The sequence below is a fragment of the Paucisalibacillus globulus DSM 18846 genome (assembly GCF_000482485.1).
Lineage (GTDB): Bacteria > Bacillota > Bacilli > Bacillales > Amphibacillaceae > Ornithinibacillus > Ornithinibacillus globulus.
Window position 1 is genome coordinate 152,421 of sequence record NZ_KI519436.1, and the last position, 15,143, is coordinate 167,563.

15 protein-coding genes are annotated in these 15,143 nt (G+C 34.4%); 14 read left to right on the plus strand and 1 reads right to left on the minus strand.

Annotated features, from left to right (window positions below):
- Positions 1-123: 123 nt before the first annotated feature.
- The 13 genes from K332_RS0114520 to putP all read left to right on the plus strand — a co-directional run bounded on the left by K332_RS0114520 (position 124) and on the right by putP (position 13,903).
- Positions 124-660, plus strand: coding sequence for a GNAT family N-acetyltransferase (locus K332_RS0114520; protein WP_026908114.1), 537 nt, complete (start codon positions 124-126; stop codon positions 658-660).
- Between the two features lie 329 nt (positions 661-989).
- Positions 990-1,631, plus strand: a complete 642-nt coding sequence (locus K332_RS0114525) for a Vat family streptogramin A O-acetyltransferase (protein WP_026908115.1) — start codon at positions 990-992, stop codon at positions 1,629-1,631.
- A 1,036-nt stretch (positions 1,632-2,667) separates the two neighbouring features.
- A complete protein-coding gene (locus tag K332_RS0114540) occupies positions 2,668-3,270 on the plus strand; it encodes a TetR/AcrR family transcriptional regulator (RefSeq protein ID WP_026908117.1) in 603 nt (200 codons plus the stop codon).
- A gap of 20 nt (positions 3,271-3,290) precedes the next feature.
- Positions 3,291-3,977 (plus strand): YqeB family protein, encoded by a 687-nt coding sequence (locus tag K332_RS0114545; RefSeq protein ID WP_026908118.1) that lies wholly within the window; start codon positions 3,291-3,293, stop codon positions 3,975-3,977.
- Between the two features lie 1,467 nt (positions 3,978-5,444).
- Positions 5,445-6,401: a tRNA dihydrouridine synthase gene (locus K332_RS0114555; protein WP_026908119.1), complete on the plus strand. Its 957-nt coding sequence runs from the start codon at positions 5,445-5,447 to the stop codon at positions 6,399-6,401.
- Positions 6,402-6,702: 301 nt separating this feature from the next.
- On the plus strand, positions 6,703-7,188 hold the full coding sequence (locus K332_RS0114560; protein WP_026908120.1) for a hypothetical protein: 486 nt from the start codon (positions 6,703-6,705) through the stop codon (positions 7,186-7,188).
- Between the two features lie 26 nt (positions 7,189-7,214).
- Entirely contained in the window at positions 7,215-7,829 is a 615-nt protein-coding gene (locus K332_RS0114565) for a hypothetical protein (protein WP_026908121.1), read from the plus strand.
- Positions 7,830-8,082: 253 nt separating this feature from the next.
- On the plus strand, positions 8,083-8,985 hold the full coding sequence (locus K332_RS0114570; RefSeq protein WP_026908122.1) for a WD40/YVTN/BNR-like repeat-containing protein: 903 nt from the start codon (positions 8,083-8,085) through the stop codon (positions 8,983-8,985).
- A complete protein-coding gene (locus K332_RS0114575; RefSeq protein WP_036689035.1) occupies positions 8,975-9,829 on the plus strand; it encodes a hypothetical protein in 855 nt (284 codons plus the stop codon). The genes K332_RS0114570 and K332_RS0114575 overlap by 11 nt, the downstream gene beginning before the upstream one ends.
- Positions 9,830-9,875: 46 nt before the next feature.
- Complete coding sequence (locus K332_RS24515) at positions 9,876-10,256, plus strand: hypothetical protein (protein WP_245604704.1); 381 nt, start codon at positions 9,876-9,878, stop codon at positions 10,254-10,256.
- Positions 10,257-10,770: 514 nt separating this feature from the next.
- Positions 10,771-11,526 carry a hypothetical protein gene (locus K332_RS22625; protein ID WP_051359478.1) on the plus strand — a complete coding sequence of 252 codons (756 nt, stop codon included), beginning with the start codon at positions 10,771-10,773 and terminating at the stop codon, positions 11,524-11,526.
- 29 nt (positions 11,527-11,555) lie between these two features.
- Positions 11,556-11,825 carry a cupin domain-containing protein gene (locus K332_RS22630; RefSeq protein ID WP_051359479.1) on the plus strand — a complete coding sequence of 90 codons (270 nt, stop codon included), beginning with the start codon at positions 11,556-11,558 and terminating at the stop codon, positions 11,823-11,825.
- Between the two features lie 587 nt (positions 11,826-12,412).
- Positions 12,413-13,903 carry a sodium/proline symporter PutP gene (putP, locus tag K332_RS0114600; RefSeq protein WP_036689038.1) on the plus strand — a complete coding sequence of 497 codons (1,491 nt, stop codon included), beginning with the start codon at positions 12,413-12,415 and terminating at the stop codon, positions 13,901-13,903.
- Positions 13,904-14,010: 107 nt separating this feature from the next.
- Here the strand turns inward: putP and K332_RS0114605 are convergent, their stop codons facing one another.
- Positions 14,011-14,502 (minus strand): hypothetical protein, encoded by a 492-nt coding sequence (locus K332_RS0114605; protein ID WP_026908126.1) that lies wholly within the window; start codon positions 14,500-14,502, stop codon positions 14,011-14,013.
- Between the two features lie 101 nt (positions 14,503-14,603).
- Here K332_RS0114605 and K332_RS0114610 point away from each other — a divergent pair, with 101 nt between their 5' ends.
- Positions 14,604-15,110, plus strand: coding sequence for a DUF1648 domain-containing protein (locus K332_RS0114610; protein WP_026908127.1), 507 nt, complete (start codon positions 14,604-14,606; stop codon positions 15,108-15,110).
- Positions 15,111-15,143: the final 33 nt, after the last annotated feature.

Here is a 15,143-nt window from a genome sequence, read left to right on the forward strand (position 1 = left end):
AAGTTTTCTATGGTAAGTGTAATTATATAAAAAGAATGAGAAAAATAGGGCTACATCATGAACTTTTTCGAGAAGAGCTGCATGGATAAGTAAGATTTGTATTGGAACAGGAGCTATAAAGAAATGAATATAATAATTAAACAAGAACAGGAAGAGGACTATAAAATTACTGAAAAAGTAGTAAAATGTGCATTTGCTAATGCAGAACACAGTGATGAAAATGAGCATAATCTGGTGTGTCGACTTAGAAACTCAAATGTATTTATACCGGAATTTTCTTTAGTGGCAATGGATAATGATGATAATCGAATAGTTGGCCATATTCTATTAACCAAGATAAAAATCAATAATGAAGATCAAGTTGTAGAGTCACTCGCTCTTGCACCTGTATCTGTATTACCGGAATATCAAAACCAAGGCGTAGGTAAGTTATTAATTACTAAAGCATTGAAAAAAGCAAAAGAACTTAAATTTAATTCAATTGTTGTCTTGGGGCATCCTGAATATTATCCGAAGTTCGGGTTCAAAAAAGCATCCATTTGGGGAATAAAAGCACCTTTTGAAGTATCAGACGAGGCATTTATGGCAATGGAATTAGGTGAAAATACCCTTGATAAAGTTTCAGGATTTGTTGAATATCCTAGTGTGTTTTTTGAATAAATGTAAGTTAAAATCAAGAATATGACCATAAATGAATTCTCTTTCAACTGGTGTTTAAGTATGATTTTTTCTGAATAAGTTCTAGAATTGGAACTGATGCAGTTGTTCCGATTTTAGAACTATTAATAGTATATCTTGCGTGGTAGCTGGATCATATATCTTAATTGATTCATACTTCTAGTAACATTATAAAGCATTTTTTGACAATAAAGAAATAGCCAGTTAGTAGGAAATGGAAAGTACACGCCGCTGCCTCGGTCCGTGTCAAATAATATATTGTGATTAAAACAGTAAGTCATCTTTAAACAATGATATAAAGGAGTGAGTTTATGTCTGCTAAAAATTCTCCTGGACCTAATCCACAAACTCCATTTCCATTAGAAGGAAATAAAAATGTTCAATTTATCAAGCCAACTATAACAAGAAAAAATGTTTCTGTTGGGGATTATTCGTACTACGATAGTAAACATGGAGAGTCATTTGAAGAACAAGTTCTATATCACTATGAAGTAATAGGTGATGAACTGATTATAGGAAAGTTTTGTTCGATAGGTCCAGGAACAACCTTTATTATGAATGGAGCGAACCATCAAATGGATGGCTCTACTTATCCATTCCATTTGTTTGGCAGTGGGTGGGATATGTATGTACCTACCTTAGACGACCTGCTGATTAAAGGAGATACTGAAGTCGGAAATGATGTATGGATAGGAAGAGATGTAACAATTATGCCTGGAGTCAAAATTGGAGATGGAGCAATTATTGCTGCACAATCAGTTGTTACAAAAAATGTAGCCCCCTATACAGTTGTTGGAGGAAATCCTGCGATAGTTATAAAAAAACGTTATTCAGATAAAGTAATAGAGGATTGGCTAACAATAAAGTGGTGGGATTGGGATTCTAAGAAAATTAGTGATAATCTCGAGTTCATAATAGGTGGACATATAGATAAATTGAAAAAGAACAATTAAATTAAGATCGGACTGGATGCTTAATAGGTTCTTCTGATCTTTATTCTAAAATACTTCACTCTCGAAAAGTAGTGTGGATGATGACTTACTTGGTGGGTTTTGTACCAAAAGGTTAAGAAAGTAATTTAAGTAGAAAATCTATTTTCTTATATCTGAAACTCTTTTTCTACTATGTAGATCAATAATAAACACCTGACTGTCAAAATAAACATCTGCTACTCCCACCACCGATTTCGTAATAATAAACATTTGCTTTTTCAATATAGATCCAATAATTTCTCGGGTTTTCCTCATCAGGAGCCCGAGTTTTTTCATGTCTTTTCCAATATCATTTCAATGCAGTTATGTTCCTAAATCCTTGTCATTACTGGGTTTATCCAATATCCAATTCAATAATAAATCAATACTCATTCAATATTTTCTCTTTATTTTATCCCTCTTTTCTCCACTATCTTTTCTAGAATTTTTCCTTATTCCATTCCCAAAACTTTATTCCAACTCCGAAAAAAAGGTGAAAAAACAACCGAAAAAAGCTCGAAAAACGGTCATTTTTGAACCAAAAAAGTGTGAAAATAGGGGTTCCGTAGCAAAATTTTATTTTAACGGCAACGGTGGAATGCGGGTTGGAGGGAGAGGATTTAGCAGGAGTTTATTTTGGTTGTACAAGAAATTGTCTAGTTAAAATAAACAATTGCTAATGAAAATAAACATTTGCTAATCCAATGCCAATTCCGTAATAATAAACATTTGCTTTTTCCAATACAGATCCAATAAATTCTCGGGTTTTCTTCAATAGAATCCCGAGTTTTTCATGCCTTTTTCAATACAAATCAATATCTTTTCTGGTAGTGTTTTTTATAGTTCAAACCATTGTCATTAATGGTTTGAACTTGATATTAGCTTCAATAGGAAATCAATATTCATCTATTCCACCCTACTTAATTTGACAATAATTGAGAAAGTAATATAATAAAATTAATTGTACATACAATCAAAAAAATGATTAATCAATTAAATTTATGAGGTGTGAATATAAATGGAAGATAAACAATCCTTTATAGCAGAAGCTAGGAGAGAACAAATAATAAAGGCTGCAGTTGAGGTTTTGAAAGAAATTGGGTATGTAAGTACAAGTCTGGCTAAAATAGCAAAAAAGGCAAAAATAAGTACAGGGCTTATTTCATATCATTTCTCTGGTAAAGAAGATTTGATGAACAATACATTAATGTATTTAGTTGAACAAGAGTGGGAGTTTATTAATGAGTGTGTGATACAAAAACAGACAGCCACAGAAAAGTTAAAAGCATTTATTGAAGCAAGTCTAGCTTATCAAATAACAAATAAAACAAATAATATTGCTTTGATTGAAATAGTTTCTAATGCTCGTACACCTGATCACACACCCTATTATTTATTAGAGGAAGAAGAAGATTTAAAAACAAATTTATTAGAAAAAATACTTCGTCAGGGGCAAGAGTCAGAGGAATTTGGAGATTTTCCACTTCAAGTTATTTCAACGATAATCCAAGGGGCCATTTCTGAATCTATGCTAACCTTTCAAAATAAATTAAGTGTAGAGGAATATAATGAAGAGTTGATAAAAAGTATATTAAAAATAATTAAGCGAGTAACTATTTGAAATAGGGAAGGACGAGCTTTATGAGAGAAACTGAGACAGTTCTAGGATTGAGTAAACCGGAAAAAACACTTATCATTTTAGTTCCTATGATATTAGGTGGTTTAATTGGTTGGTTTATACCTGTTATTGCAGATTGGCTTTTAAATCTTCCTGTAGTCCCTTGGGAAAAACTTATCGAATTCATAGCATCATTGAATAGCCTATGGATCTCCATTGTAGCTTCCATTATTGGAATTATTGCGGGGATATTATTGACATTGATTATTTTTGAGGAGAGTCTTGAGGTTACAATAACCTATGAAAATTTGCTTTTAAAATTAGGAGATAAGGTAGATACCCTAGATAAAAAAGATATTTCTACTATTTATATAGAAAATAAGCAGTTAATTATTCTTGGGAAAAATAGCAATGAATTATACAGAGAAGTTTTTGAAACGAAAATAGATACCGTTCGGGAAACATTTAGGAATTATCAATATCCCTGGAAAGAGAAAGACCCATTTGAAAAAGAGTACCAACGATGGGTGTTAGGTCATCCAGACTTTCCAGAAAAGGTAAATGCCCTACTATATGCAAGGGAACACGCTTTAAAAGAAGATAAAAAGAAGGATGCTAAATATCTACGTGAGGATTTAGCAAAATTAGGAGTTGTCATTCGAGATGAAAGAAATAGTCAATATGTTAGGATAGTTAAAGATACCAATTAAAAAAGGAAATGCCTTTATCTAAGAGTCATTTCCTATTTGTTTAAGTAATTCTATAAATTAGTATAAGTAATGTGCCCCATGAAGGTGTTGCTCAATTTGATAGTCCATATATGCCAATGAATCCAATGTAATTTTTCTTATCTCTTAAACTCTTCTTTCTACTATGTCTAGTTAAAATAAACAATTGCTAATGAAAATAAACATTTGCTAATCCAATGCCAATTCCGTAATAATAAACATTTGCTTTTTCCAATACAGATCCAATAAATTCTCGGGTTTTCTTCAATAGGAACCCGAGTTTTTTGCGTCTTTATCAATACAATACCACATCTTTTCAATAGTTTTTTCATTAATTAATTACTGCCCTAATCCTTGATATAACTGGTTTTGTTCAATAATCCATTCCGATTGTGGTACAATAAGAAAATCAATTGTTATTCAATATTTAATCGTCTTTTATTCAATAGTCTTTTCTCGTTTTTCTCTTCCTTCCACTATCAAAATTATTTTCCAACTCCGGAAAAAAGGTGAAAAAATGAGCGGAAAAACACCCGAAAAACGTCCATTTTTGATTCGAAAAACCTTCAAAATGGGGGTTCCGTAGCAAAAATTTATTTTAACGGCAACGGTGGAATGCGGGTTTGAGGGGCGGGATTTCCTAAATGTTTAATTTTACGGTACAGCGGGTGTCTAATTAAAACAAACATCTCTTATTTAAAATAAACATTACCGACTCCGACACCATTTCTGTTAAAATAAACATTTCCGATTTCGGGGTCTGAACCAATAATCTCTCGGGTTTCTTTCATTAAGAACCTTCTACTGACAGGTGTTTATTATCTTGATCATCAGTTGTTCATTGTTCGGTAATGTATCTTACAGGTTCTAGAATCAATTTGCCTATATGTATAAAGAAGGAGAAATACCCTTTTTGTTGAATAATGCAATAGGGGCAGAATAGCGATAGGGAGTACTGTAAGATGGTTTCAAACTTAACTAGGTTTTAGGTTTGACAATACTTTCACATAACTTGATAGCCCTTTATATTAAAGTAATCCTATATCCTTAACCATATCGATATTGTCAACACGTTATTTCTAAACAAAATAGCGTGTTTTCTATGCAAGGAATAGCTAATCATCTCCACCTAAGAGGAAGGAGTCTTCTAGCTAAGATGATTATTAAAGTGGGGGTAAGTGCTTGATTATGGCTTATTATTTCTCCCCTAATAAATCAATCTTTTTAAGAAATATAAAGTAATATAATAGAAAAATAACTATAGTTAACTTATTTTTAGTTTTTGTTATATCCAATACCAACTTCGATTTTCAGATATAACTTTTCTAATCTGTTTGATAAAAAGTACTTAAGCATGGTATAAGTATAAAGGGAGCAAGGATATTTTTGCTTTTTATTTTTGGGATGCGTTTGATCCGGTATCCCATAATGAGAGGATTGAATTTTTTTATGACAGATAATTTTTGGCGTGATTTACCACGACCGTTTTTTATACTAGCACCAATGGAAGATGTGACGGATGTTGTTTTTCGCCATGTAGTGAGCGAAGCTGCGAGACCGGATGTGTTTTTTACTGAGTTTACAAATACAGTGAGTTATTGTCACCCAGAGGGGCAGCAAAGTGTACGTGGACGTTTGACTTATACTGAAGATGAACAACCAATTGTTGCCCATATATGGGGAGACAAGCCTGATTACTTTCGGCAAATGAGTATTGGTATGGCGAAGGAAGGATTCCGTGGTGTGGATATTAATATGGGTTGTCCTGTACCTAATGTAGCATCTAAGGGTAAAGGTGCCGGTCTTATTCGCCATCCGGAAGTTGCTGCAGATCTAATACAAGCAGCGAAAGCAGGTGGACTACCCGTAAGCGTGAAGACAAGGCTTGGTTACACAGAAATAGAGGAATGGCGTGACTGGCTAACACACGTATTGAAACAAGACATCGCAAATCTTTCCATTCATCTGCGTACAAGAAAAGAAATGAGTAATTTTGATGCTCACTGGGAATTAATTCCGGAGATTAAAAAACTTCGAGATGAAGTAGCACCATATACACTTTTGACAATCAATGGGGATATTCCTGACCGGGAGACCGGCTTAGAACTTGTTCAAAAATATGGTGTGGATGGAGTGATGATAGGGCGTGGTATTTTTAAAAACCCATTTGCCTTTGAAAAAGAGACGAAAGAGCATAGCAGTCAGGAATTGCTTAATCTCTTTAGAGTACATCTAGACCTTTTTGATAAATATTCACAAATTGAGCCACGCCATTTTAAACCACTACGTCGCTTTTTTAAGATATATGTCAAAGGATTTCGTGGGGCCAGTGAATTAAGAAATGAATTGATGACGACAGAGTCAACAGATGAAGTGCGTGCATTACTTGATAATTTTGAAGTGTGATGTTAAATACAAGTACCCCGAAAGCTTAGCAAGCAACAATTTAAAATAGGATGCTTAATTTCTGGTTATAACGAATAATTTCCCTGGTTTCTTATTGAAGCTAGGGATTTTTTTGTCCCTTCCAATAAACTAAACAAGGAAATAGAAAATAAAATAAGGACTTTGGTTATGTGAAACAATTTCGAAATGGAAGATATGTAGGATAATATGACTATCTCTTTCTGTCGACTACTACTTTGTGTTTATGGAAAAGCACAAATTCCTGTGATATGTTTTATTAAAGATGGGAAGGAGGATAAGTATGAAGAAAAAATATGGTCATATGTTGTTCCTAACTCTAATGCTTTGTATGCTAGCTGCTTGTGGGGATAGGAATATGGAAGGTGATTCAGATAAGCCTGATGAGCTGGATAAGGGGGAAATCGAGTCTGAAATTTATTCTGCGTTAGTAGGGGGTTCTGAAACATACTCTATTCAAAACAATGGTGTCGACATTCAAGATAAATCATCTGTCCATAGTAGATTAACAGTAAATTTAGAAACTAATAGTTTGGAATATAGTGAGATGGTCAGTATTACAGAGAAAGATACCGAAATAATTGCTAATCTTCTTAGTGAAATAGAAGTGATAACAAGTGTAGAGGTAAAATGGCTTTACAATTATAATGGCATTTATTATACCTTCAACCTAGAGCGAGATGGCGATCAATTAGTTGTTCAAGGGAAAGAACTAGATGAAGAAACATTAAATCGTCATATTGGCAACAATTCTTCAACATCGGAATAGGATTAGAATAAATTATTAGAATGAGGATGATTAGGATTCGAAATATTCGTATACTGTTAGTTAGTTTAATACTTTCACTTGTTTTACTTAGCGCATGTAGTGATAACGAAACTTCACATAAGGAAGATGAACAGCAATCGGATATTAATCAAGCAGAAGTGAGCAGTGTAGATAAAAGGGAAACTAATCAAAAAAGTGAGCTAAAGGTCCAAATCCTACCATCTGATTTGGAAGATGGTACTGCTGAGACGCAAATATACGAAGTCTTAGAAATTCTCCCAGAAATTGAACCAAACATTGGAAAAAGTGATGCATTTAGTTTTGAAATTGTTGGACTAGCCTTTGCTCAAAATGATGACATTGTTTTTTTAATTGCTGGTATAAATCGATTGCCACATGCTATTAAAGATTTCTCTCTAGATTTTTCTTTAAGTACACCAGAGGGAGAGTATATTTGGAAGGAAAAAAGAATTAGCTTAAATGATACGGAGAGCAATCCTATTGAGGAAAATAGAATCGTTCCAATCGTAATGGAGCTTTCCGAAGAAGAATTTAATCAGATAGAAGAGATATCTTTTGAATATGATTACAATGAACTTAATTTGGAAGTTCATGATATTACTTATCATAAGGTAAAATAGAAAGAAAACGGCATGGGAATCTTAGGCATCTGTAATTGAAGGTTTATTCGTATCAGTAACTGTATGGATGTCTAGATACCATGACATATAAAGTGCAAGTTATATTTTGACGTGTGGTAAAAGAAAGAAGGACATAAGAAATGGATATTCAGTGATGTTCCCATAATTAAAGGATAACAAGATAAGCATTTATAAATGATTTACTTTAGGTAATAAGTAAAGATTTAAGTAAAAAACAAAAGGAGTCCTTTTCATGAAAAATTACCTCCTAATCCTTTCAACCCTTATGATAATTGGGTTAATTATAGGTACATACTATTATCAAAATCAAGATTACTACAACACGCTTCCGCAACTAACTCAACCAAATAACCTCCAGGAAGATACAACAAATGAACCTCAAGTTGCACCTTTACAACCAGTCACCAATGAAAAAGTCAGTTACTCACTACAAAATGATGAACTAAATATTACATATAATAAGGGAATTGATTGGATACAGGTTCCAATACAAAAGGATCTATTATTCAATGGAGAATATCAAGGCAACCAACAAGAATTAATTGATGGGAGCTACATGCTAACAGAAGAACGTGCAGTATTCCTGTATAAACAAGCTGGGATAATGTTGAAATATTCTCTTGATCAGGGGAAAACATGGAAAGAAAGTGTTGTAGCGGAAACATTTCCAACACTTCGTTTTCGAAAAGTAGAATTGCTAAATGATGAGTTTGGATATGTTATCGCATCGGGTGACCGTACGATGTCCTCGGAGTATTCAACTGCCTTTTTAACTTATGATGGTGGAGAAACTTGGGAGGCTACTGCAGACCCGCCGACACTCAGATTAATTGCATATGGTGGTTTTGTGGATGAAAAGACAGGATTTCTATCATATGGAACAATTAATCCTGAAGAACCAGATGTGTATGTGACACAGGATGGAGGGGATTCCTGGAGTAAAGCAAATTTCCATCATAATAAGCGCTTTGTTCAGGCAGAGGTTCCATTTAAAGAGGAAGATCATTTGGCTGTTTTAGTTAATCAAGGTCCGAATGGTGATTATAAAGGTGGACTTGTAAAAGGGAAATTTATTTCTACAGATAACGGTCTAACCTGGGAGTTTCAGGAGGAGGTAGATCCTGATGGAAGATAAAGTAAAATGGAAGAGAATACTTGGCTGGGTACTATTTCTTTTTGCCATTGGATTTTTCAGTGTGCAGATGGGGTATTTACTTTTGCATGAACGTTATCAAGTGGAATATATTGACAACCAGTTATTTTATATTATTAATATGCTATGCGTATTTTGTTTGGCACTATCCTTGTGGTTATTACTAAAACTCAGGCAAAAACAAAAAATAATAATTACTAGCATCGGGTTTGTATTCATCATGGTTAACACTGCCCTACTTGTTAATAGCAACCAGCAAATTAACAATATAACAAGCATTTCCCCTAATTTAAAACATGTTTTCTCTGTGAAAGAAAATGTTACGAGTGGGGAAGCCATATATTATCAATCGTATTATGGTATTTTAGCACGTCCAAAGGAAGTTTTATCAAATAGGATTGATGGGGAATATAAAGTGGAATGGTTGGCAGATGATGTTGCGGTTCTTACCTATCTCGCAGCTGGTGGTACCATACAACAGTTCATAGGTACATACGGGGATCGCAAAGATGGTATGTCCTATTATTATGTTGGAGCCGAAATCCACGGTGATTGGCAAGGGGATCATGTTGAGGTAACAAGTAGCCCAGAAGGAATCACGGTTACAGAGAATAATCAAACAGAATTGTTTCCATGGGAGAATATACATCAATTTGGAACGCTTGCAATTATATTAAAGAAGGATAATGAAGCGGTTTGGACCATTGTGCTAAAGGAAAACTTTGAGGTACATTCCGATGCTTCAAAACCAACTGTTGGTAATATTAGTTTGTATAAAGCAACTATGGACGAAAATCAGCCGATAATGTTGAACTATAAGAAGTAAAAGTTAAATTGAATGCTTCAACCTGAAAAAATAGGATGTGTTTAATTTGTATGAAACGTTTGAAGAGTTTCTTCCGGCTATAAAAAAGCTACATCCTTCTGACTCACTTACAAAAAAGGACTTATTAGTTGATCAATTTATGATTGAAAAAGAGGAGCATTTAAGTATGTTTTATGCTCCTCATAATGAATATATTAACAACAAGGCAAAGATTGTTATCGTAGGGATTACTCCTGGATGGAGTCAAATGAAAACAGCTTATGAGCAATTAGTAAGAACGATAGATAGTCACCATAATATAGAACAAATCCTGAAAGATGTGAAAAAGGCTGCGAGTTTTTCAGGATCCATGCGTTCCAATCTAATTCAAATGTTAGATGAGTGCGGTGTACATGTTGCCTTAAAATTAGATAGTTCATCCTCTTAATTTAAAGATTGTAGACACTTACTACACACCACATCTTTAATTAAATACCCTGTTTTCTACAAAGAAAGAAATTACACCGGACATCAGCCTAGCATCAAAAATAACTTACTGCTAACCAAGTATGCTTTTGACATTTTTCCTGAGGAAATTAGTCAAATTCAACATCCTGTACTTATTATTCCATTAGGAAAGACAGTAGAGCAAATCTTCAGGGAGTTGCTTAGAAAGGGGAAACTATCCGAGCAAAATTCCTACCTCTTAGGTTTCCCTCATCCCTCAGGGGCAAATGGACATAGGAAACAGCAGTTACACCAGAAAGATTTACTTGTTTCAGAAGTTTTGGCATGGAAGAATGCCAAAGCATAACCATGTTTTTTAGATACTAAGATATAAAGAGGTTTTCCTATTACGTAAACAAGTTTTGTGAATCATTTAAAAGTACTAAAGACCCAACTTCATCATAGAATTACAGCAGACAGTTTTACTGGGTAGAAATGATAAAGGAGGCTGTAATATGAAGAAACGGGTATTTCTCTTCTTTTTAATATTAGTTGGAGTTCTTTTAATTGCTGGATGTTCAAAGGATGATAAGGAAACAAGTGGGACGGAAGAAGTAGATCTTGACGCACCACTAAGTCTAGAGAATTTAAACGGTATGTTTTATGGTTTTCGGGATGACTTTGGTGGAAGTGAATGTGGTGGTATTTGTTGGGATATTTATACCTTTTTAGAAGGGAATACATTATTAATTGGTGCACCTTCAAATGGTGGACCTGAAACTATTGATTGCGCCATTGATCCATGTCAAGCGTACACGATTAGTAATGGACAACTTGAAATAAGTGGGGAAGATGCATTACCGATTGAAATCATCAATGACAACTTGAGTATTAACAATGTTAAATTATCGCGTGTCGTTCCAGTCCCTGAGGAAACGATATTTAATAACAACTACAAAAATATAAGCTACTCTGGATTAATTGGAATTACTGGGGGAGCCAGTTCGAAAACACGATTCCTAACTCTAAATGCAGATGGTACATTTGAACTCGATGGAGTATCGCTAGCCAGTGTTGGTGGTTCAAGTGGTACAACAACATCAGGTAATTTTACTGATGAAACGGTTTTTGGTACGTATAAGATAGAGAAAAATACAATTGAGTTAACCAGTAGTGATGGAACGATAGAAAATCGATTGTTTTTTATTCATGATGGGGATGTAACGGATATCCAGCTTGGAGAGAAAAATTATTATGTGGATGATGAGTAGGTTACCCTAATTAATGGGTGGTGACAAAGATGCAAAAGGAGTCCATTCAAACTGCAATGCAATTTGATGAAACTAGATTTACTAAGATAAATATCATTAAGGCAAAGCGAAGTGTTGCTTTTATGCTCAACTTTCTTCCAGGGCAAGAAATGAAACCCCATAATCATCCCAATCGCGAATTGTATTTATATGTTGTTGATGGAAAAGGTATTTTAGCAATAGATGGAGAGGATTTGGAAGTAAAAGTAGGGGATGTAATACTTATGCAATGCGGAGGAAGAAATCGGCTTTCAAAATAGTAGTGATAAAAGCGTTTTAATATATGCACCAATGACAAAGTTAAGTGAATAGCTGTCCAGTATTGAGCATATATTGATATACAAGTAAAGAGGCTGGGACATAACCAAAATAATCAACTGTAAAAACGGACGATCAACTACATTAGCTCCGGAAATATACGGAGACTCCTGTGGGAGGATAGGCATAGGTGAGACCCCACAGCGCGGTAGCGCGAGGAGGCTCACCAGCCGCCTTAGGATGCGCGAAGTATATTTCCGGAGCGGGTCAATACGCAAAAAATTTGATGTTCGGATTTAATCTGATTAAAATACTTTTGTCCCAGCCTCTTTTTAGTTTTGTTTTACCTGAATATAAAATACATATTAAAATATAAGACCAGATGACAAAGTTCAACATGTATTTGACAAATTAGTGAACAGTAATATATTATATACAATATATAAAATGTTTAAAAAACATTTTATTGTATCGTAATGTGAAAGCGTTTTCTGTGATGGGGGTCAAGTGGCTTTTGTCATTGATTATAAAAATACATGGGTCTGATGCCTTGTACTGGGAGGAATGGCCAAAATAAGGAGGAGAAATTATGTCGAGTGATGAAATCTATCAACTCTTAGCCATCATCATTTATATGGTTGGGATGCTCGTCATCGGTTGGTATGCATACCGACGTATATCAAATCTAAATGATTACATGTTAGGGGGACGCTCTTTAGGTCCAGCGGTTACCGCACTTAGTGCAGGAGCAGCAGATATGTCTGGTTGGTTATTAATGGGTCTACCAGGCGCAATCTATGTATATGGTCTCGATCAGGCTTGGATTGCTATTGGACTTACGATAGGAGCCTATTTAAACTGGTTGTTTGTAGCACCACGACTTCGTACGTACACACAAGTATCCAATGACTCTATAACAATACCAAGTTATTTGGATAACCGTTTAAAAGATAATTCGAAAATTCTTCGTATTGCATCAGGAATTATTATTCTACTTTTCTTTACATTCTACGTTTCTTCAGGAATGGTAGCAGGTGGGGTGTTCTTTGAAAGTTCATTTGGACTTAGCTATCATACTGGTTTGCTTATTGTATCTGCAGTAGTTATTGCATACACATTATTTGGTGGATTCCTTGCAGTAAGTTATACAGATTTTGTTCAAGGATTAATTATGTTTTTAGCACTTATTCTTGTTCCTGTTTTTGCTATTTCCATAACAGGTGGGATAGGGGAGACTGTAGATTCTATTAAAACTGTAGACCCAGAATTATTAAGCTTTTTTGCAGGTGCATCTGCTGCAGGAATTATTTCTTCCCTTGCTTGGGGATTGGGGTATTTTGGTCAACCTCATATTATCGTTCGCTTTATGGCGATTAAAAGTGTTAAAGAAACGAAACAAGCTAGAAGAATTGGTATTGGTTGGATGATTTTATCACTAGTTGGCGCTATTCTAGTTGCATTAATTGGTGTTGCCTACTACCAACAAAACCCAGGAGCATCCCTTGCAGATCCAGAAGCTATCTTTATTGCTATTGGTCAAGTGGTATTCCATCCATTTATCGCTGGTATTATGCTTGCCGCTGTACTTGCAGCGATTATGAGTACAATATCTTCTCAATTAATCGTAACCTCTTCCGCGTTAATCGAGGACCTATATAAAGCGGTTGTTAAGAAGGATGCTTCAGAAGCAAGATATGTATTTTTAGGTAGAATTTCAATTCTAGTGGTTGCAGTTGCTGCTATGTACTTTGCTTGGACTAGAAACGAAACCATTCTTGATCTTGTAGGATTTGCTTGGGCAGGCTTTGGTGCTTCATTCGGACCTGCAATTCTATTATCTCTATATTGGAGAAAGATTACAGGTATTGGTGCACTTGCTGGTATGGTAGTGGGTGCTGTCACTGTTGTTATTTGGGGTAGTATTGAATATTTATCCAAAGAAGTATTATACGAAATTGTTCCTGGATTTGTATTAAGCTTAATTGTAACAGTTGTTATAAGTTTACTAACTTACAAGCCTAATAAGGAAATTGAAACTGAATTTGATGAAGCAATAAGATTATTAAAAGAAGAAAAGTAATAGTTTAGTAGAGGCTTAGTTAAAATTAGTCAAAATAACTTAAAATGGTTCCGCTTATCGACTTCTGATGAACGGAACCATTTTTGTTTGGTGTGTTTTTTTAAAAATCAAGTGGACTTTTTAGGTTTTGTAACAAAAATATATACGGAAACGAGAATACAGAATAACAAAGTGGAATGAAATAAAACATGGAACGTGTTAGGTACGATTCCATTCATTACAGGTAAGAAGGTATGCGTATTCCCGAACATGGTTGTATAGCTTTCGACTTTTTCTAGAGCGCCGATACCTGTAAAATAAGGGATCCACCAGCTCATCAATACTCCCGCAAAAATACATGATGGGTGGATAATAAGCCAAAGCTTAATAATCAATGGATATCTTTTACCAATGAATCTTAAAATTAGAAAGATGAAGAGAGCTATCTGTATTGCCCCAATGAAGGTAATCAGGATTAACTCATTAGTCGTTTTCTCTTGCTTTATTGCAGAAATATCATTTAGCGTGCCTAGTGGTACCCAGTCTTGAACAATCATGAATAGTAGTATAAAGCCATATCCAAGAAGTAGTGCCTTTTCAGAAAGTCGAATATTTCTCATCTTTACAAGTCCTCCATTTCATTTCTATATTTTCATGAAACTTTTAGGTTAGACATGTCGTATAAAAGTTAAGAATATGATTTTAAAGGGTGATGCAATAAATGGCTACTTCATTTAAACTACCAAAGTTAAAAATACCAAAAACCAAAAGTGAATGGGTATTTGATATCATTGGTTTAATCTTTTATGTTGGTTCGATTATATTGTTAATTACTGTTTGGAACTCACTACCGGACGAGGTACCAGCTCATTATAACGCCTTAGGTGAGGTAGACCGCTTTGGCTCAAAGTTTGAGCTTCTCATTCTACCGATAATTGGTGGATTTTTACTTCTAATGATGCAAGCTTTTGAGAAATTCCCAGAGATACATAATTATCCAAGTAGGATAAATAAATCAAATGCTGAGCAGTTTTACTTAAACAGTAGAAAAATGATTAATCAATTAAAAAATGTCTGTTTGATTTTATTTTCATTACTTGCATTTGAATCCATCTCTATTGCATTAGATTGGAATAATGGATTTGGCGGATGGTTTATGCCTATATTAATTGTTGGTACAGTTATTCCGATAGTATTATTGTTCATAAGGCAGAGAAAAATTAAGTAATGAGGCATTATTTGAACAATATTAGCAGAATAG